This window comes from Luteibacter sp. 9133 (genome assembly GCF_000800155.1).
In the GTDB taxonomy this organism is placed as follows: Bacteria; Pseudomonadota; Gammaproteobacteria; order Xanthomonadales; family Rhodanobacteraceae; genus Luteibacter; species Luteibacter mycovicinus.
This window is the reverse complement of record NZ_JUHO01000001.1, coordinates 2563925-2584482: the sequence shown is the minus strand read 5'-3', so window position 1 is coordinate 2584482 and position 20558 is coordinate 2563925. Positions and strand designations below refer to the sequence as shown.

The window sequence follows — 20558 nt, the reverse complement described above, 5'->3', positions numbered from 1 at the left end:
AACCAGGAATCGCCTTGAAAGCCATCACGACGCTCCGTTACTCCCTGCTGGTCACCGCCTTGTCCACCGTCATCGCCACCTCGACCTTCGCCGGCGATGCTCCGCCGCCCTCCAGGGGCACGTATCCGGCATTGCCCAGCGAAACGCCGGCCGACTTCAAGCCGACGTACGACGGTTTCGACTACGAGACGCGCGACGTGATGATCCCCATGCGTGACGGGGTCAAGTTGCACACGGTGATCCTGGTGCCCAAGGGCGCGAAGAACGCGGGTATCCTGTTCACACGCACGCCCTACGACGCGTCCGAAATGACCAGCGCGGTCGAGAGCGGTCACCTCGGCGTCGCGGTCAGTCACGACGACGACGCCAGCGATGTGCTCGTGCAGGACGGTTACATCCGCGTCGCGCAGGACATTCGCGGCAAGTACGGTTCGGAAGGCGATTACGTGATGAATCGTCCGCTGCGCGGGCCGCAGAACCCGACTCCGGTCGACGATTCCACCGATGCCTACGACACCATCGACTGGCTGGTGAAACACGTGCCGGAGAGCAACGGCCGTGTGGCGATTCTCGGCATTTCATACGACGGCTTCGAACCGCTGATGGCGCTCGTGCATCCGCATCCCGCCCTGAAGGCGGCCGTGCCGATGAACCCGATGGTCGATGGCTGGATGGGCGACGACTGGTTCCATCACGGCGCGTTCCGTCAGCAGAACCTCGAATACATCTATGAGCAGACCGCCTCGCGCAAGAACACGCACAAGTGGTGGAACAACTACGCGGACGACTACCAGTTCTTCCTGGAAGGCGTGTCGGCCGGCGCGATCGCGAAGCGCTACGGGATGGAACAGCTGGGCTTCTGGAACAAGGTGGCGCAGCATCCGGCCTACGATGCGTTCTGGTCCGATCAGGCGGTGGACAAGGCGCTGGCCCGCGAACCCGTCAAGGTGCCGACGATGCTGGTGGCGAGCCTGTGGGATCAGGAAGACATCTACGGTGCCTTTGCCGTTTACAAGGCGATGAAACCGCACGACGACGCGCACAAGCTCTTCCTCGTGGCGGGCCCATGGTTCCACGGCCAGGAAGTACGCGACGGCAGCAGTCTTGGCGCAGTCCGCTTCGGCACGGACACCGGGCTCTACTTCCGCCAGAAGATCCTCCGTCCGTTCCTCGCGCACTACCTGAAAGACGCGCCGGCCACGACAGCGCCGGTCAACGCGTATGTCACCGGCGAGAACCGTTGGGAGACCGGTCCGGCATGGCCGATGGACGCGACGGGCGGTGCACGGCCGACGCGGCTCGTGCCTGGTCCGGATGGCACCCTGGCGCTGGGCGCAGGGACGGGAGAGCCGTCCGCTACGGCGCAATACGTTTCCGATCCGGCACATCCGGTGCCGTACCGTCCGCGTCCGGTCGGTCCGATGTCGGGTACGGGCTGGCAGCACTGGCTGACCAGCGACCAGCGCGAGGCGGCATCGCGCCCCGATGTGCTCACCTTCACGACCCCGGTGCTCACCGCGCCGGTCCGCATCAGCGGCGAGCCGAACGTTCACCTCGTGGCCAGCACCAGCGGTACGGACAGCGACTGGGTGGTGAAGCTGATCGATGTCTATCCCGATCAGGTCGCCGAGCAGCCGGAGATGGGCGGCTACGAACTCGGCATCGCGATGGATATCTTCCGTGGCCGTTATCGGGAAGGCTTCACCGTCGGCAAGCCGATTACTCCCAACGTGCCGCTGGCGTATGACTTCCGTCTGCCGAACGCCAACCACGTGTTCGAGCCCGGCCACCGGATCATGATCCAGGTACAGTCCAGCTGGTTCCCCCTGTACGACCGCAATCCGCAGACCTTCGTACCCAACATCCTGTTCGCGCAGCCGGCGGACTTCCAGCCGGCGACGCAGAAGGTGTCGCTGGGTGGAGCGGACGGCACGTATATCGAGTTGCCTGTCACGGGTTCCTGAGGCGGTTGACCCGGGGGAGGGACGCCCCTAATCTCGATGCCTTACGGAGATGGCATGCCTCCGCGAACCGCCCCATCGGGGCTGATGATGCCTACATGTCCTGGGTTGCCCGGGGCTGTAGGCATGTGCCTTACGCCCTTGCGTCCCAGGTGATTTTCATTCGTCTGGATGAGCGCATGCGCGGTTTTCGGTCCCTCGAGCAGTGGGAACTGCTTCCCTACATCGGCAAATGGTTGCTGATCGCTTCGTTCGTCGCGGTTCTCGCGGGAACCGCGTCCGCCTGGTTTCTGATCGCACTGGCGTGGGCGACGCGGACGCGTGAGATCACGCCGTGGCTGCCGGCGTTGCTGCCGGTCGCGGGCTTCGTGATTGGCTGGGTGTACTTTCGGCTGGGCAAGCCGGTAGAAGCAGGCAATAACCTGCTTATCGACGAGATCCACGACCCGCGAAAAGTCGTGCCTTTGCGCATGGTGCCTCTGGTCTTTGCCGGCACCATCGCCTCGCATCTGTTCGGTGCATCGGTCGGGCGTGAAGGCACGGCGGTGCAGATGGCCGGTGCGCTCGCCGATCAGTTGACTGGCGTGCTCCGCCTGCGGCACGAGGATCGGCGTGTCTTGCTGATGGCCGGCATGAGTGCGGGATTCGCGGCGGTCTTCGGTACGCCGCTGGCGGGTGCGTTGTTCGGCCTGGAGGTTCTGGCGATCGGCAAGCTGCGCTATGACGCGCTGTTGCCCTGCATGATCGCGGGCATCGTCGCCGATCGCGTGTGCGTCGCGTGGGGAGTGCATCATACGGCGTACGTGGTCGGCGCCGTGGCGCCATTGAACGTCTGGACCGTGCTCTCCGTCCTCGTGGCGGGGCTCGTCTTCGGCGTCGTTGGCATGCTGTTCGCCACCGCGACACATCGCTTCGGTGCGCTGGTGAAGTCGTTGATCGCGTATCCGCCCTTGCGCCCTTTCTTTGGCGGCATCGTCATTGCGGTATCCGTGTACCTGCTGCACACCGAGGCCTACATAGGGCTCGGCATTCCGACCATCGTGGCCGCGTTCGATCACCCGCTGCCCTGGTGGGACAGTGTCAGCAAGTTCGGCTACACCGTGTTCTCGTTAGGCACCGGCTTCAAGGGTGGCGAGGTCACGCCGCTGTTCTTCATCGGCGCCACGCTTGGCAACAGCCTGGCACCTTTGCTGCACCTGCCGTTCGCCATGCTGGCGGGACTGGGTTTCGTCGCCGTATTCGCCGGCGCGGCCAATACGCCGCTGGCGACCACCGTGATGGCGATCGAGCTCTTCGGTCCGCAGATCGCTCCGTTCGCCGCGCTGGCGTGCGTGGCGGCGTATCTGTTTTCAGGCCATACCGGGATTTATCACGCGCAGCGGCTGGGCCGTTCCAAACACCCACGCCGGTTGCCGGAAGATCTGCGCCTGGGTGACGTGGCCGAGTGGCGTCGACGCAACCGCTGAGCGCGCTCGGAAACGGGGCGGCCTGAGCCGCCCCGTCACGTTACGGATTGCTCGCGTTGATGAAGCCGGGATTGGCGGCGATGAAGTTAGCCACCGCCTGGATGTCGAAGCTTCCCCAGCCGGTCGCCAGGTCGTAGCCCTTGGTGGCGGAATAGCCTCCGTTGGTGCCGCTGGCGACGTCGTGCAACGGCAGCGGGGTGGTGGTCGACCTGGCATAGGCGTAGATCGCCGGCGGCGCGAACCCGATCGCGTTTGCGTTCGCGCTTTCGAGGCGTGCCCACGATCCGCTGAACAGCGGCGCGGCCAGACTCGTGCCACCGTTGGCGTAATAGCCGGACGTGCCCACACCCGAGGTCGAACTCTTGGTCAGGTAGAAGATGATGGGCGAGTTGTCCCAGTCCGCATCGAACGCAAGGTCAGGCACCTGGCGGTGCGCACCCGTCTGCCAGGATGGCGTCGCTTCCGCGGTGCTGGTTCCGCCGCCGCTGTACGGCCAGCTGGTTTCCGACACGTAGTTGTCGGAGGTGTCGGTGTTGAGCGTCGTGCCACCGATCGCGGCAACGTACGGTGAGCTCGCAGGGTAAGACACGCTCAGGATGGTCTTGCTGCCGTAGGCACCGTTTTCGCTGGCGTTGCAGGGATACGAGCCGTTATCGCCCGACGACGCGACGAATGTCTGACCCTGCGAGACACCGAGCTGGAAGACGGAATCCGCGAAGCCCTTGGTGGTGCTGCCGCATTCCGCCGCACCCCACGACATGTTGAGCACCTTGGCGGTGTTGTCGCTGACCGCGCGGTTGAGCGCCTTGAGGATCGCCGAGTTGGAGTTGGTGCCCGACGTGTAGAAGGTCAGGCTTTTGACGCCGCCGCTCACGCCGGTGATCGCCTGAGCGTCCATGGCCCATTCCACCTGGCCCGAATCATCGCTGCTCGACGCGGTGGCGACGATGGAACTGGGGACGGCGGGAAGGCCCTTGTCCGAGATGAAGTGGGCGAGGTCGGCCTGCGCGTTGGTCATGCTGCCCCAGCCGATGACGGCGGCAGCGGTTTTGCTGGCGCGGGCCACGGTGCCCGCGTGATAGACCGTCGCGAATTCCTGCGGGTAGTACCCATGGCCGCCACTGGATGTGGTCACGTACGCCGGTTTCAGCTGCGCGGCCGGCAGGGAATAGGTCTGCATCTTCCGGGTGGTGTCGAGGCCGACCACCTGGTCGATCTGGCTCAGTTCCGCCGGTACCTGCACGGCGCTGTCGTTGGCGATGCCGTTCACGCCTTGCACGTTGAAGCGAGCGATCGTCGTACGGAAGGCGGAACGTGCCTTGCCCACGTCACCATCGGCGGTGACGATCAGGCGGTTCGGTGCGATTTCGACGTTGGTGAAACCCTGTTTTTTGAGGTACGCCGCGACCGCTTCAGCCTGCTCGGCGGTGGGGGAGAAGGTGGCCTCACTCTGCTCCTTCGTCAGGAAGCGGTGGTAAACGAGGCTGTTGGGTCGGAACAGTTCACGCGTGTAGTTGTTCAAGGCGTCGGGATCGCGCACCTTGAGCGACACCGCGATCGATACGGTCTGGCCGTCTTCGGCGTAACCCTGGAACTGTGCGGCACCGGAGTGGAACGCCTCGGTGCGGGTGGATGCCCATGCCTGCGTCGACGAATCCGTCGCGCTTGCCGCGAATGGAACACTCAAAGCCAGTATCAGTGAAGTGGCAAGCAAACGACGCTCGCCATGATGCTTTGCACGCTGCCCGTGGTTCTGCATGTTGGTCCCTCTGGATGACTGGGCGGCTGAATCCCCCTGTAGCCATCGGACGCGCCGCAGTATCGTCCGCTGGCGTTTCCTCCTGTGTATGAACTCTGTCTTCGGATCGTCACATGCGTCGTCCGTGCGGAATTGCGTACGACGTCCCATTTTCGGGGTACTTTGTTCGAAATATCTTGCGTTTTTGTAGATCGTCTTCAGCCGACGGCATCACACCTCGCCGGTGTCAGCGCGCCTTGCCGGACTTCTGTGCCCGCATGACGTCCCGATAATCCGGCGCCTTGACCGTCTTCGAATCGAGCGATGTACGGTAGTTTCCCTGCATCACGAGCGACACATCGCCGAGGCCGCCATCGTGCGCCGTGCTCCATGACGCGATGGCGATGGTGTTTTCGCCGCGCTGGTTGAGCAGCCCGGAGGGCAGTTCGAATTCCGTCTGCGGACCTACGTCGCTGATGTAGCGCCCGATCTGCCAGCCGTTGATGAAGACGACGGCACGGTAGTGATGCGGCGCGATATCGTGGATGCGCAGGGCGATCGGTACGTCCTGATCGGAGGGGAGATCGAGCCGGAACGAGGTCCGGTACCAGTCGACGCCAGGTTTATCGGTGCTCGCTGGCAGTGTCGTCCTGGCCCATTGACCATCAGGGAATCCGGGCAGTTGCCAGCCCATCCGTTCGCCGTAAAGGCCGCCCGCGTTGAATGGACCGCGCACGGGGTCGGGCAGGGTTTCGCCACCGACGTTGCCCTGAATCTTCCAGTGGATGTCGTCCGCAGGCCCGGCGAAGGTCGCCGAGATCAGGCCGCGCGGCTCGCGGAACGTGCCGCTGCGTTCTTCCTGAAGATGCCCCTGGTTGTCGACCAGCACGGCAAGCACGTTGTCTCCGTCCTTCCTGAGCCAGTCGGGATCGATGGAAAACTGCTGTGCGCCACTGGGGTTGTTGCCAAGGAAATGCCCATTGAGCCAGGCGGTGAAGATGCCGCGGTTACCCAGGTGAACACCCATGCTGGCGGACAAGCGGATGGCGGTTTCCTTCCCGGTCGCGCGGAAATGGCCGCGGTACCACACGTTGCCGTGATGGAAACCGTACGCGTCGCTGTCGAGGACCGGCAGCGTGTGCGCCCAGTAAGGATTGGGCGAGCTGGTGCGATCGGTGGGGAGCCAGTCGGCATCGTCGAACCCGGGATCGATCTCCGGCGAACCGTTCGAGACATGCCACGTGGTCAGTGCCGGCAGCGTCACGGGTACCGGGCCATCGAGGTGGCCGAGCAGGCTGCCCGATGGTGTCGTGGTTACCGGAACCGTTTTGCCGTTCCACGACAGGCCGCGAGTGGTCGCCGGCGCAAACAATTCGACGTCGCCCGCCTCTTCCGTATCACCGTTGAGGTAAACACGGTCGCCTTCCGCCCTGGCATGGCGAACCAGATAGGAGCCACGCACGAGAACGGGGCCATCCTTCGTATCTGCCTGCCAGAAGCGTTTCGCCGCATCGTTGTCGCCGATCAGGAGCAGCAGCGATCTGTCGCCATCGAGTATGAGCACGCGGGCAAGATCGTCATGCCGATAGTTGAGCCGGAGCGTGTGCGTTGCAGGGTCCCAGTGCGTGGCGACCTTGCCCGCTATGACCTCGCTGTTCGGCTCCGAGCCGAAGCGCAGGACGGTTTCGCCGTCTTCACCGTGACGACCGTAGAGCAGCGCGATGTCACGATCGCCGATGGTCAGGTCGGTCATCAGTTCGGAGGTGGAGTAGGCCAGATCCTGGCGACCGAACCGATAGTTGGCCAGCAAGATCTTCGAATCCCGGCCATCGATATGGATGGCCGTTCCCGCTTGCTGGGGAATCGTTGTCTCGTGGGCGCCCGATGGATCGGTGGCGATCGTCAGGTGAGTGGCGTCGTTCGTGGTGTCCTGCGGCTCGGCGTGTCGCAGGATGTAAAAGCGTGTGCCGTCGTCGGGATTGATCCGCGCCACGACCTTCAGTCGCGGATTGGTCGGCACATGGGTGCCGGTGGCATCGGTCCGTGCCAGCGGTGCGACGGCACGCGTCATGAAGCCAAGGAGCTTCTGCTGGTCGTACTTACTCGTCAGCTGGCGACTTGCCGTGATCGCCGCGCCGTAGTCGTACGACGTATACACGCCCGGTGACGACAACCAGCCCCAGTTGGTCCCGCCGTAGGTCATGTAGAAGTTCTGCATCGTCGAGCCGGCGGCCATCATCGACTCGTAGAACACGCGCTCGAAGGCGGGGCCGGTGAACTTCCGGCAGGCTTCGTAGCCCGGTCCGCCCCAGGTATCGAACGCGCCGCCCTGATACTCGGGGAAGAACAGCGGCGCATGCTTCAGCTCACGGCGCTCCTCGCTGAAGTCGTAGATGCCGTTCCAGCGGTCGGGACGTGTGCAGTCGAAATCGAGCGGGTACGAATCCTGGCCGGGGATGTCCGTGGCGCCCAGACCCTCGACGAAATTGCCGTTGTGGTTGCCGGTGAGCGGCACGGTGATGCCATCGGCGCGCGCCTCGTCTTCGAGGTTTTGCATATAACGGCGGGTATCGGGGTTCTCGTCATACAGCTCGTTCTCGACCTGGTAGAGCAGCACCGTCCCGCGGCCGTCGGTCATCTGATGCCGCGCGACGATGCGATCGATCTGCGTCATCCACTCGCGGTACGCCGCGGTGTATTCCGGCGATGTGGTGCGCGGTTTGCCGGCGGTGGTCACGAGCCAGGCGGGGAATCCACCGGCGTCGGTTTCGGCGTTGATGTACGGGCCCGGGCGCGCGATGACGTAGATACCGACGTCGCGGGCCATGTCGAGCAGGCGGTCGACGTCGCGGATGCCGCTGAAGTCATAAACCCCACGCTCAGGCGAGTGGTAGCCCCAGTGGAAGTAGATTTCGACCGCGTTGAAGCCCGCGGCCTTCATCTTCTGCAGGACATCGAGCCAGAGATCGGGCGAGGGCAGGCGCCAGTAGTGAAAGGAGCCCGACCATAGATAGGTAGGCTTGCCGTCGATGATGAGGGAGTAGCGGTCGTAGGTGACCGTGTGCCCGGGCGGCGCGTCGACCCCGAGGCCGGGCAGCGGATTCAGCGTGCCGAGGGTAAGCGCCGCGAGGCTGAGCATCCGCGATACACGGCGGCCGTAACGGCCACGGACAGTACTCATCCCCACCTCCAGTCGACCACGGCGCCCGATGCGGCATCGGGCAGAGCGTGGGGCAAACTGGGTAGTTATGCAAGTTTGGGCGATTTGACTCCTGTCGATCGGCGCTGCGTCGCGCGCCCATGGGAGTACACCCCATGACCACCTGGCGCTCGACGGCGGAAGCGCGACCTTGCATATTTACGTGCAGACCATCCGGCGCGTGCCGCCCGGCCAATAATTCATTTCGACAGGAAGCAGTAGGGATGTTTGGATTTTTCAGGAAGCGCAAGAAGGCCGCTGAGGCGCCCGCTGCGGCGCCGGCCAATGACGGGCGCATGGTTTCCTTCGTCGACACATACGGCCGCTCCTATCAGATTCCGTTCGAGCAATGGCGTCGGGAGGTACTGCAGCCGAACCTCCAGTCCAAGTGGGACGAGCCGGACGCGCTTTACTCGCTCGTCATCTCGGCTCTTGGCGACGATCTCGCATCCGACGTCGACGCAGCCAGTGCGCATCTGCTCGAGATCGATCCAATGATCGAGCGCGGCTTCGTTACGCGGGCGATCGTCCAGTTGAAGCTGGGGCGCACGCGGGATGCGAAAGGTACGCTGCGCAAGGCGATCGACAAGATCGGTGAGACGCCGACGCTGCTGACCAACCTCGCGAAGGTGGCCAGCGCGGAAGGTAAGGACACCGAGGCCATGGCAATCCTCGATCGCTCGCTGCAGCTCGATCCCAATCAGGACAACGGCCTTGGCTGGCGCGTCGCTGAGCGGACCGAAGCCGCGGGCGCTGATGCAGCGGACGCTTTCCTGCGGGCGCTGGCCGAGCGCGACGATGCGTTCCGGCCGCAGTTGCTGCTGGGTCAGACAGCGATCCAGGCCGGCCTGCGCGACGACGGGCTTGCATGGTTCGACCGGGCGCTGGCGAAGGCTCCGCACGGGACGGACGTGATGCTCGCCGTCACCGGTACGCTGGGCCAGCACGGTCTGCTCAACGATCTCGTGACGCGCGTGGCACCCTTGTTCGATCCACAGCGCGATGACGTCCGGGTGGGTTTCAACTTGTTGCAAGCCTATGTCGAACTCGGCGACGCGGAACGGGGTCAGCTCCTGCTCGGCAAGCTTTTCGCGCTGGGTCAGCCGGCGTATGCCCAGAACCTCCAGCACTTCGCGCAGGCATTCGACGAGATGACGGTGGAACCGTCGAAGCCACTCGATCACACCCCGGAGATTTCGCTCCTCCAGATGGTGCAGCCGCCCTGGCTGCTCGATATGCACGGCATGGAGTGGGCCGCGCCGCCGCGCGCCGGCGATGGTCTTCGCATCGTCTTGCTACCCCTGGCGGCCGTGGACGATGCGGCAGGCGGTGTGGCTCGCAGCGGGCGCGAGGACGACCGGGGGCGGCTGTCGCGCGCACTGCCGCTCCTGCTGCTCGAGCAGTTGGTCTATTGCAGCGATCTGAGGGTCGCCATGAATCTCCCGGTCGCCGATCAGCACAATTTCGTCCTGTTCGGGCAACCTTTGTCGGACGATGAGCTCGACTATCTCGGCCAGGATTTCGACCTGGCGGTCGAGGGTGAGGTCAGCGCAGGGCAGGACGGTTTCCATGTCGTCTGCCGCCTGCGTCGTCTGAGCGACCGCGTCACGTTGAAACGGGTGGAACGGCGGTTCAATGAACGCGAGGCGGGCAACGCGCTGGTCGTCTTGTCGGGGGAGTTGCTCGCCTCCCTGGCCGAAGCGACAGGCGCGATCGTCGAGCCCCGGGTCCCGATGTATGCGCTGCCCGGTACCGACGTCAACGAATACGTCAGCGGTCTGGCGCAGTACCTCGCACTGACCCTCGCCAGTGTGGCGAAAGCGCGCGAGACGCTGTTTGGCGAGCGCAACATCTACGGCTGGCTGCAAACGCTTGCGGTTTCAGTGCCTGACAGCGAGCCAGCGCAGTTCATGTATTTCACCGCACTGGGCAAGGGCCGCCGGATGGGCTCCCCGCTGGTCGACGAGTTTGAAAAGCCGGCCGTGCAACGTATGCGCGAGCTGGTTCAGGCGGGGCGCTTCTCGACCCGGCTGCTTCCACTGCTGGCCGCGGTGTACCCGAACAACGCCGAGCTGGGCGACCTGCTGGCTTCCGCCAAGCCCACAGGTGACGAAGCTTATGCGGCGTGGTGCGCGCGCGTGGCCGCGGCGTTTCCGGTGGAAGCGGTACCTCCCTCGCGCGAGTGATCTCCGCAAGGGCGTCACCACGACGCATGAGGCCGGCGATACGAAGGTGAGCACGCTTCACTTTTCTACCGATCATGCATATTCGGACCGACGTGAAGAGCTGTAGCATGCGCTGTCGAAGTGGCTTGCAGCGTTGCAGTGAGCGCGCGGCGCCGTCATGGCTGACGGCTGGGTGTGCATCGGTTTTTTTGCACTACAGCACACGCGGCCGGTCACGATATTCGGCTAGTCTTGGCACTCCCATCAACGCTCGACAAGGAATTCATATGCGCTCGATATACAACCGTACCCTCCTGTCTGTCGCCCTGGTCATCGGCTGCGGTACGGCCGCTGCGAGCACGCCGTCTTCCACGGCGGTCGGCCTCGGTCAGTCCTGGCCGAATACGACGGACGTCAGTGCAAGTTCGCAGTATCACGTTTACCTCTTTGACCGTGCGGGCGTTCGTTATGTGCAGGTCAACGACGCGGCCGGTACGGTGCGTGGGGCGATTGCCGTCGTGGACGGCGAAACGCTCGATCTGCCCATCGGCGTCGATGCGTCACGCTGGAAGAGGGTGAGCGAGACGGCGGCGATCCCCGCTGAAAGTACGTCCGTGTACAGCGATGATGCGATGAAGGTGGTCGTGGCTCCGCAGCCTGATGGTGCCGCTTCACTGCTCCTCGTCACGGAGTGCAACGATCCGACGAAGTGCTCTATCCGCGGCCCCTGAGCCACGCGTCAGAAACGTTTTACCCGGACGCCTTGCTGTTCCAAAGCGGGCGTCCGGGCTTTCCACAACAACATGGCGGTCAGCGATGACGCCAGTAACGCCTGTATGACGAGTGCGCCCTCATCAAGCTGTCCCGTCGCCGTAAGCGCCAGGGCCATGCTGGCCGCCATGCCTCCCAGAGCGGTTCCATGCCATCCATGTCGGGATGCCAGCCCGACCATCGGCCAGAGCAGGGCGAGACGGGTTATCTGCCGGATGCTTTCATTGTCCGTCACGATCGCAAGACAGGTCAGCACCGCGAGAGCGGGAACTACCCAGGCGAGGATGTCGCGAAACAGAGTGCTTCGCCAGATCAGCTTGACCCGGAGGGGTTGCCGGAGTGCCCGGTAGCGTTCCTGCAGCGCAAGAATGACGGGAGTCAATGTGAGCGCGCCCAGATAGGCGCCCAGAAGGTAGCCGAAGAAGAACGGCGTGGGCGACGTGACAGACCACTTTTCCGGCGTGTGTGCCAGGGCGGCGACCAGTGCGAGTGTCGTGATGGTGGCCGTGATCAGCGCGGCGCTGACGGTCGCGCCGATGATGACCGGCATGCTTATGCGACCACTGGCATCGTGCAGAGCCCAGCGCTTACGGAGAGGTTTGAGTAACGGCCACCACAGAACAACCGTCGGAACGGAAACGAGGATCGCCCACAGCATCCCGAACTGATTTGCACAGAATGCAGCGGTCTCGACGAGCGGAACGGCCTCGCCTATGGCCAGCGCCGGCCAGAAGCGGGAAGGTAACAACAGCATGCAGGCCAGCCGCAGCCCCGTGGTGAGCAGGAACTGCTGAAACGAAAGGTAATAGGCGATCTCGTAAACCGCTTCGTACGCTGCGGCCACCGCAACGTATTGACCCCATCTGTACCAGACCTCGCTGGTCCTGTGACTTAGTGCCGTGCTTCCGTTCACGCCCCTGCTCCTTGTCCGAGTTATGAGAATTTCGGCGAGGATGACACGATCGAAAAGCGGGAAGGGGACAGGAAGCTTGACGGAATTGGCGTATGGGCCACTCTTGCCGAATTTGCGTGTTGCTGTTTCGTGGCAATTACTTAAGAAGTAAACGGGTCATCGCAACGTCACGTCGGGGGACGTCCCTGTCCCGGTGAGCGTCAGAATGTGTAGTTCGCCTCCACGTACATGGTGCGACCGTAGATGTTGTAGTTCTGCTCGTTCCAGGGTGATGTTTCGGTGCCGAGATAAGAGCGATCCTTCGGCGGCATCTTGTTCAACACGTTGTTCATCAGGAACGACAGCTCCAGATCCTTGAAGCCCTTGTAGCTGACCGACGCGTTGTACGTCACCCACGGGCGCAGCCTGCCGGCTTTACCGGTCGTATAGTCGCCCGACTGTGTCGCCGCGTAGTTCGGAGTCGAACCGTAGCGGTTGAAGTAGACGGTGGCGCTCCACTGCTCGTTCGGGGTGATCCACGTGACCGAACCGTTGACCTTGGACTTGAAGTCGGTGGACCAGTCCGGAGAGGTCAGGTAGTTGATGTAATCGTCACCCGGTAGTGGCTGGTACTCGTGCTTCAGCACGTCGCTGTAGCTGGTGTCGAACATGAAGCTGCCGAAATGCGCGGTCGGCAGCATGTAGCTGAATTCCGCATTGAGCGCATTCACCTTCTCATTCGCCACGTTGACCTTCGGCGTGCTGATCGTGGCGATCGTCCCGAGCAGACCGTCGATCGTGGCCGGGTTGCGCGTGATCTTCGAGTAAGCGTTGAGGCAGGTCGGGCTGCCGGCATCGTAGTCGCCCGTATTGCAGTGGTACTCGTCCAGTACCAGCTTGTCCGCCGATTCCTCAGCCACTTCGTTCGAGATGTCCCAGTGCAGGTAATCGACCGAGAACTTCATGCGTGCCACGGGTGACCAGACGAAGCCGTAGCTCCAGACCTTCGCGGTAATCGGCTGAAGTTCGGTGTTACCCGACTGCTTGCCGCTGAACTGTGCGTTGCTGTAGTTGCCGTCGCACTGGTCGGAGTGCGCGGGATCGAAGCCGAGCCGCGCGCAGTTCGAATAATCGGTCACAGCGCTGTAGTAGCCCGATTCGCCCATGAACTGGTCGGAGATGTTCGGCGCCTTGAACGCGGTGCCGTACTTGCCGCGCAGCAGGAGGGTATCGAACGGACGCACCTCGATCCCGAAGTTGTACGTGCCATGGTCGATCGTTTGCTGGGCGACCTTGTAGCTGTCGTAGCGGCCGGACACGTCGAGCGTCAGCCACGACAGGACGGGTGCGCGGAACTCCGAGGTGAGCGCGTAACGGCTGCGGTGCCCCGCGCCCTGCACGTCGGTGGTTCCCCAGACGTTACCGTCGAGCATGTTCTGCGACGGGGTGTACGCCCAGCCCTGATTGCCGCCTTCTGCAACCAGGGCGATGCCTGCGTCGCCGCCCGGCAGGGGGAACAGCTCGCCGTTGGTCACCTGGAAGCGGAGCATGTTGTCCCAGGTCTTCGCCTTGGTGTGGTCACGCGTCGTAAAGCTGTCGAAATCGGATGCCGTGATCGGGCGATAGAACTGGTCGTAGTTCACCGCATACGTGGAGTAACCGCCGTCGTAGGGGTCGGGACCGAGGTCCGGGCCCATCGCCTTGTTGATGAAGAAGTCATCCATCTTGTCCGCGAGGCGGTCGACCTGCGACGTGTTCAGATGGTCTTCGCTGTGCGTAAAGCCCAGGTCCCAGTTCCACTTCTCACCCCATACGCCGTTGCCGCCGAGGGTGACCATCAGACTGTTTTCCGTCTGCTTGTTCATGATGTTCTTGTAGCCACCGACTTCCTCGTCGGTAAAGCCACGCTGGAGCGCGACATAATCGTCAAGGTTCGGGTCGTAGATCGGACCGAAGTCCGTCTGGCTGCCCCACCACATGTAGCTCGGGCCCGAGCTCCACTGCTGTTCGCCGTGGTGGTACAGGAAGTCGCCATACAGCTGAGTATCCGGCGTGACGTCGAAGGTCGCATGCGTGTAAAAGTCGGCATTCTTCGACTTGTTCTGCATCGTGCGGAAACCCGGACTGTTCAGAGAGCCGCAGTAGGGTTCCGCCTGGCCGACGCGATACTGTTTGCCCTCACCGCCATGCATCAGGCCTTCCGTGTTGGCGCAATCATTGGGGTCGGCGAAGATATAGCTGTTTTTGGTTCTGGTCAGCGAGCTGACCAGAAAGTCGCGACCGGCGGCCGCGGGACTATCGGGGTTGCCCGTGTTGTACTGCTTCGACAGGTTGCGCTGCGAACCCCAGATCGGATCGACCTTCTCGAGCTGCGCGCCGACGAGAACATTCAATTTGTCCCACTGGAAGCTGTCGGCGAACGAGATGCGGTGCGACTGTCCGCCGCCTTCGGACGTCCACCCGTAGCGGTAGTCGATCGTGGGATGATCGACCTTCTTCTTGAGCACGATGTTGATGACGCCGGCAATGGCGTCCGAACCGTAGAGCGACGACTGTCCGCCGGGCAGGATGTCGATGTGGTCGACCAGGTCGGCCGGGATACCGGAGATCGAGTTGAACGAGTCGCTGCCGTTGTAGAGGGCAGGGAAGTTGCCCATCGGGCGACCGTCGATCAGATACTTGGTGAAGCCGACCGGCAGGCCGAACATCGACAACGACTGCGCGCCTGGCGTGAACCCCTGAGTGAACTGCGCACCCTGTACCGAGCCCGTAGCGAACGACGAGGACTGGAGTACTTCCGCAATGGTCGAGAAACCCTTCGCCTTGATCTGTTCCGACGTAATGGTGATTGTCGGGGTCGCCGTCTCGATCTGCGAGATCGGGATCAGCGAGCCGGTAACGTTCACGGCATCCAGCTTCTGGGCGTTCTTACCGTCGGTGCCGGTATCGGCAGACGTAGTGTCCTGTGCGTAGGCGCTGAAGCTCATCAGCGACGAGGCGATAGCCAGGCCGAGGACCGAGTGTCGGAGTTTCTTCGAGATATTCAACATGCATTCCTTGTGCAGGTGATTTTTGGCCAAAGCGGGGCCGCGACGCCGGGCATGCCGGTGTCGGTGGGTCGTGCGGTCTGGTACCCCTTGTTGTGTTCTGTCTCCCCCGGGCTCCCTAAGCGCCGAGGCAGCGTCGCGTTGACCGGGTGTTACGGGTCAGGCGAAGGTCAAGATAACCACATTCGTAATAAAAGATAAACAGGGCAGTAATGGTCGTGACAAAGTTGCTGGCTTCCGGCGTGCGCGCACGACGTGAGCAAGATATTACGACCCGTCGGATGGCCCGGGCGTCCATACGCTCGCTTGAGCGGCAGCGTCCGCGTAAGGGTTAGTCACTGCCATCGCGCAGGCGAATCTGACAGACGCCCGCAGTGTGTTGAGGCAAATTCTCCAGGTGCGCCACGCGGAAAATCGTCGGCGTGCGCCTTGGCGACCTTATTGTCAGTTGACAATAAGGAGTCGGGAGCCTAATTTACATGGGAGCGCGGAGTGCCACGGAATACGCACAGCAAGCGGCAAGTCGAAGACGCCTTGCGATATGCCGAGAGCAACGGTTGGCGAGTCGAGAGTCAGCGATCGCACTGGGGGGTGATGTACTGCCCAGCCAACAATCGGTTGTGCGCCTGTGGCGAATTCTGCATGACGAGCATCGCGGGTACTCCCCAAAATCCCGAGACGCACGCAAGAAAGCTGCGACGTATCGTAGATCGTTGCCTGGCGGCGCAAGCGGCTCGCCATGAGCGCGGCGCCTTCTAGCGATGGACTGCATTGAGGACAGAGCAGACATGCCTGAGTTCAACTTCGTACTGAAATTCGCTTTCGATCATCCGGACACCGACCCAGCGGACTACGTGCAGGTGCTGGAAGAAAGTGGCTGCGACGACGCAGTCGTAGGCATTGGTAAGCTCGGACGCATCGCACTCGACTTCGGGCGAGAAGCGGCAACGGCGGAGGAGGCGCTTTATAGCGCAGTCGCAGATGTACGCCGCGCCATTCCGGGAATTCATCTGGTAGAGGCGGCGCCGGATCTCGTTGGTCTGACGGAGATCGCCGCGCTGTTGGGCCAGACGCGACAGAACGCGAGGCGCATTCTGCAGACGGACGAAGCGTTCCCGCGTGCTGTGCACGAAGGGACTTCAGCGCTCTTCCATCTTGCAGACGTCTATCGATGGATGGATGAAAGGGGAAAGCGGGTCGATACAGAAAGCCGAGCCGTCGCACTCGCCAGCCAGACGCTGAATACCGCGCGCGACATCGGAGCGCTGTCGCCACATCAGGCTGCCCTGGCTCAAGGTCCGTGGCTGGAAGCCATCGCGCGCTAGGCGGAATGCGAAAGGTCGTTTTCGGTGGCCACCAGACGATCTTGGCGGCCACCGTTGTCTTAAGCGCCTCGTGAGGCCGTCAGCGCGGAGCGTTGCGCTTCAGTGGATATCGAGCGGTGCGAAACCCTTCACCAGATCGTCGATCGCCTTGATCTGCGCCAGGAAGGGCTCCAGCGCCGTGAGCGGCAGGGCGCTGGGACCGTCGCAACGCGCATGGTCCGGATCGGCATGTGCTTCCAGGAACAGGCCACCGATGCCAATGGCCATGCCCGCCCGGGCCAGCTCCACCACCTGACGGCGACGTCCGCCACTGGCTTCGCTGCCGGCGTCACGGCGCTGCAGACTATGGGTGACATCGAAGATCGCTGGGTAGCCTCCGGTCGATTCGATCATCTCGCGGAAACCGAGCATGTCCACCACGAGGTTGTCGTAACCGAATTGCGCGCCGCGCTCGCAGAGGATGATGCGTTCGTTACCCGCCTCCACGATCTTGCCGGTCACGTGTTTCATCTGCGTGGGGCTCATGAACTGCGGCTTCTTGATGTTGACCGCCCGACCGGTCTTCGCGATGGCCACGACCAGATCGGTCTGGCGGGCGAGGAACGCGGGGATCTGCAACACATCGACCACTTCGGCGACAACGGACGCCTGGGCCACTTCGTGCACATCGGTGATCACCGGCACGCCGAACTCGCTCTTTACCCGTTCGAAGATCCGCAGGCCTTCTTCCAGTCCAACGCCACGATACGAATGGATCGAGGAGCGGTTCGCCTTGTCGAAGCTGGCCTTGAAGACGTAGGGGATGCCAAGCTTGCGGGTCACGTCGGCGTAGTGACCGGCGGCATGCAGGGTGGAATCGAGGTCTTCGAGGACGTTGATCCCGCCGAAAAGCACGAAGGGAAGCGAGTTGCCGACTTCGACGCCGGGGGCAATGGATACGTTCACGGGGACTCCGGGCGGCAGGGACAAGACGCCTATGGTAGCGCTGTCAGCCCACCCATGTTTTCGCACGGACCCGCGGCATCCGCTCCGTTCACGGCGTCGTGCTCATGTCGTGACTACGATGCCGCACCCCGTTCAGGCCAATGCCGGTGTTCAACGCGCTTTCCCGCCAGCTCTTCGTCATCTGGGCCCTCGTCGCGCTGGCCTGCGTCGGCATGGGCGTGCTGCTGCTGGTGGCCTGGCGGCAGACCGGATCGGTGCAGGTCGCGCATGCCCGGCAGACGTTGTCCGCCGACTGCGCGGCGGTGGTCAGTCGTTACCGCGGTGCCAGTCCCGCCGCGCGTGCCTCGTCGCCGTCCAACGGTCTGCTCGATGTCGTCCTGCAACTGGTCTTGCAGGACGCCAGCGGCGTCGAGGGCGGGGCATGGCAATCGGACCGGGGATTTACCGCGTACGCCTATCCCACGTATGAAGGCTCGGGCGACAAGACCGACGTGCCCGAGGCCGAGAGCGGCAACATCGTGACCACCGCCAGCGCGGCCGTGAGCTCGCGGCGGGAGCAGTCCTATGTGCGTCAGGGCGAGCGCGAGACCGTCCTAATCACCGCGTGCCCGTTGGACACGACGCGTGCGGTATGGACGATGACCCGCCTGGCGCGCGCGCCAGGGCGGTCGTCGAGCCTGCTGGCCGCCGGGATCGGTCTCCCGTTCGCCCTGGCGCTGGCCTCGGCCATCGGCCTGGTGGCGATCATGCGACGCTGGCGGCGCAAGCTGGATGCCGTGGAGGATGCGCTGACGCGGTCCTCCGGTGTGCCCGCGTTGCCGCGGACCGGTTCGCCGGAGGTGGATCGTCTGGCGGATGCCGTGGTCGCCTATGCGTCCCGGCTCGACGCCAGCCATCGCGAGGCAGAGGCCTTGTCGACGGAGCTGCGCCGACACGAGCGCCTGGTCGGTCTCGGGCGGATGACGGCCACCGTGGCTCACGAGATTCGCAACCCCATCGCGACCATGCGTCTGGCGGCGGAGAACGCGCTCGCCGCACCCTCCGTGTCCGACGAGCAACGCGCCCCATTGACCATGGTGCTGGCGCAGGTAAGGAAACTGGACGACCTGGTCGAAAGCCTGCTCGGCATGGTGCAGCCCATCCGCCTGCGTCTGGAAGATACCGCGATCGAGGCATGGGTCGCATCGATCGAGCGGGCGACCTGGAAAGATGTCGGCCCGGTCACCGTCGAGCGCCGCTATGCGCCTGACCTTCACTGGGCGATCGACCGCGAGCAGCTCAGCCGCGCCGTGGAAAACCTCTTACGCAACGCGTTTCAGCACGCGGCCGACGTCGGGATGGCGGTCGTCCACGATGGCCATACCTTGCGCATCACGGTAACCAATGCGGGTCCGTCGCTCGATCCGGAGATCGAGGAGCGCCTGTTCGAACCGTTCGCAAGCGGCCGGGTCGACGGTAACGGCCTGGGCCTGGCCCTGGTGCGCGAGATCGCGGAGGGTCATGGCGGCCATGCGCTTTACGAGCGCGACGACGGCGTCCACGCCTTTAGCCTGGAGATCCCATGGCGCAGGTCCTGATCATCGACGACGACGACGATTTCCGCGCGACCATGGCCGCGACGCTGACGTCGCTCGGCCACGGCGTCGCCATGGCGCGCAATGCGGAGGAAGGCCTGGCCAGGCTACGCGCCGGGGATGTCCATATGGCGTTCGTCGATTACCGGATGCCGGGGATGGATGGCCTTGCGCTGTTGCGCTCACGTCACGCCGACGCGCCCGCGTCACCCGTCCCGATCATCATGCTCACCGCGTTCGCGTCAGCTCAGAACACCATCGAGGCGATGCGGCTGGGCGCGTTCGACCATCTGGTCAAACCCATCGGCAGGCAGGATCTCGCCGACGCCGTGGCACGCGCCATGGCGGCGGGCCCGGTCGAACCGGCGGGCGCCTCCGTGGCGGACGACGGCGACATGCTGGGCCGCAGCCAGGCGATGCATCAGGTCCACAAGCGCATCGGCCTCGCCGCCGCCAGCGATATTCCGGTGCTGATCACGGGCGAAACCGGAACCGGCAAGGAGATGGTCGCGCGCGCCTTGCATCGCGCCGGCGCGCGTGCCGAGCGGCCGTTCGTCGCCGTCAACTGCGCGGCTATACCGCCGGACCTGCTCGAGAGCGAATTGTTCGGGCATCGCAAAGGGGCGTTCTCGGGTGCGACGGCGGATCGCAAGGGGTACTTCCGCGAGGCCGATGGCGGCACGCTGCTGCTGGACGAAATCGGCGACATGCCTCTGGCGATGCAGGCGAAGCTGCTGCGCGTGCTTCAGGAAAACGAGGTCACCCCGTTGGGAAGCAGCCAGCCGGTGCCGATCGACGTGCGCGTGATCGCGGCGACGCACCGGCACATCGACGAACGCGTGACGGCCGGTGAGTTCCGGATGGACCTCTACTACCGTCTCAACGTGCTGCCGATCGAACTGTTGCCGCTGCGCGAGCGCGTCGAAGACATCGCGGTGCTGGCGACGGCGTTCCTCGATGCGGGCCAGTCGCGGCCAAAGCGGCTGTCGACCGCCGCGGTAGCGCGGCTGGAGCGACATCGCTGGCCCGGCAACGTGCGTGAGTTGCGCAATGTCATGGAGCGCTGCCGGGTGCTGGTGCCCGGACCGGTGGTCGACGCGGCCGACCTCGACGGCATGCTTGCCGACGGCGCGCTGCCGGCGGCGGAAGGCGGGAGCGGTGAGGGCGGCGAGGGCGAGTCGCTGCCTGTCGCGCTGGCGCGGCTGGAGCGCGCGATGATCGTACAGGCGCTGGCGGCTGCCCAGGGCAATCGCGCGGAGGCCGCACGTCGACTTGGCATCCGTCGTCAGCTGCTTTACCGCAAGCTGCTGGACTATGGTCTCGACTAGTGTCCGTGGCGAGGACACCGGGTGTCCCCGAAGGGGACACTTCCATCGACGCGGATGTGTCGACAGGCCTGTTTTTCAGCGCTTTCGCGGCTGGCACGAACGATGCAACGGTTTTCATCGCGGCCTCCCCACCGCGATGCAGGAGTT

General features: G+C 63.8%; 12 protein-coding genes and 1 riboswitch. Of the genes, 7 read left to right on the top strand and 5 right to left on the bottom strand.

Going from position 1 to position 20558, the window contains the following annotated elements:
- Positions 1–14: 14 nt before the first annotated feature.
- Together FA87_RS11080 and FA87_RS11075 are read left to right on the top strand one after the other, a co-directional pair.
- Complete coding sequence (locus FA87_RS11080; protein ID WP_239709067.1) at positions 15–1964, top strand: CocE/NonD family hydrolase; 1950 nt, start codon at positions 15–17, stop codon at positions 1962–1964.
- 36 nt (positions 1965–2000) lie between these two features.
- Positions 2001–2065, top strand: a riboswitch (Fluoride riboswitch).
- Positions 2066–2140: 75 nt separating this feature from the next.
- Positions 2141–3427, top strand: coding sequence for a voltage-gated chloride channel family protein (locus FA87_RS11075; RefSeq protein ID WP_043694570.1), 1287 nt, complete (start codon positions 2141–2143; stop codon positions 3425–3427).
- A gap of 40 nt (positions 3428–3467) precedes the next feature.
- Here the strand turns inward: FA87_RS11075 and FA87_RS11070 are convergent, their stop codons facing one another.
- Positions 3468–5114, bottom strand: a complete 1647-nt coding sequence (locus FA87_RS11070; RefSeq protein ID WP_197056473.1) for a S53 family peptidase — start codon at positions 5112–5114, stop codon at positions 3468–3470.
- Between the two features lie 298 nt (positions 5115–5412).
- Positions 5413–8346 (bottom strand): beta-galactosidase, encoded by a 2934-nt coding sequence (locus FA87_RS11065; RefSeq protein ID WP_052191316.1) that lies wholly within the window; start codon positions 8344–8346, stop codon positions 5413–5415.
- A gap of 242 nt (positions 8347–8588) precedes the next feature.
- On the opposite strand from FA87_RS11065, the gene FA87_RS11060 reads away from it, so the two are divergent.
- Both FA87_RS11060 and FA87_RS11055 read left to right on the top strand, forming a co-directional pair.
- Positions 8589–10550: a hypothetical protein gene (locus tag FA87_RS11060; RefSeq protein ID WP_043694569.1), complete on the top strand. Its 1962-nt coding sequence runs from the start codon at positions 8589–8591 to the stop codon at positions 10548–10550.
- Positions 10551–10816: 266 nt separating this feature from the next.
- A complete protein-coding gene (locus FA87_RS11055; protein ID WP_036112429.1) occupies positions 10817–11260 on the top strand; it encodes a hypothetical protein in 444 nt (147 codons plus the stop codon).
- An 8-nt stretch (positions 11261–11268) separates the two neighbouring features.
- Here the strand turns inward: FA87_RS11055 and FA87_RS11050 are convergent, their stop codons facing one another.
- Positions 11269–12213, bottom strand: coding sequence for an MASE1 domain-containing protein (locus FA87_RS11050; protein ID WP_043694566.1), 945 nt, complete (start codon positions 12211–12213; stop codon positions 11269–11271).
- A gap of 200 nt (positions 12214–12413) precedes the next feature.
- The gene (locus tag FA87_RS11045; RefSeq protein ID WP_052191315.1) at positions 12414–15242 is read right to left on the bottom strand and encodes a TonB-dependent receptor; all 2829 of its coding nucleotides are present in this window, start codon (positions 15240–15242) and stop codon (positions 12414–12416) included.
- A 785-nt stretch (positions 15243–16027) separates the two neighbouring features.
- Here FA87_RS11045 and FA87_RS11040 point away from each other — a divergent pair.
- On the top strand, positions 16028–16564 hold the full coding sequence (locus FA87_RS11040; protein WP_052191314.1) for a hypothetical protein: 537 nt from the start codon (positions 16028–16030) through the stop codon (positions 16562–16564).
- 99 nt (positions 16565–16663) lie between these two features.
- Here the strand turns inward: FA87_RS11040 and kdsA are convergent, their stop codons facing one another.
- Positions 16664–17509, bottom strand: a complete 846-nt coding sequence (kdsA, locus tag FA87_RS11035) for a 3-deoxy-8-phosphooctulonate synthase (protein WP_043694563.1) — start codon at positions 17507–17509, stop codon at positions 16664–16666.
- A gap of 140 nt (positions 17510–17649) precedes the next feature.
- On the opposite strand from kdsA, the gene FA87_RS11030 reads away from it, so the two are divergent.
- Positions 17650–19086 (top strand): HAMP domain-containing sensor histidine kinase, encoded by a 1437-nt coding sequence (locus tag FA87_RS11030; RefSeq protein ID WP_043694560.1) that lies wholly within the window; start codon positions 17650–17652, stop codon positions 19084–19086.
- Entirely contained in the window at positions 19071–20411 is a 1341-nt protein-coding gene (locus tag FA87_RS11025; protein WP_043694556.1) for a sigma-54 dependent transcriptional regulator, read from the top strand. The genes FA87_RS11030 and FA87_RS11025 overlap by 16 nt, the downstream gene beginning before the upstream one ends.
- The last annotated feature ends 147 nt before the right edge of the window (positions 20412–20558 follow it).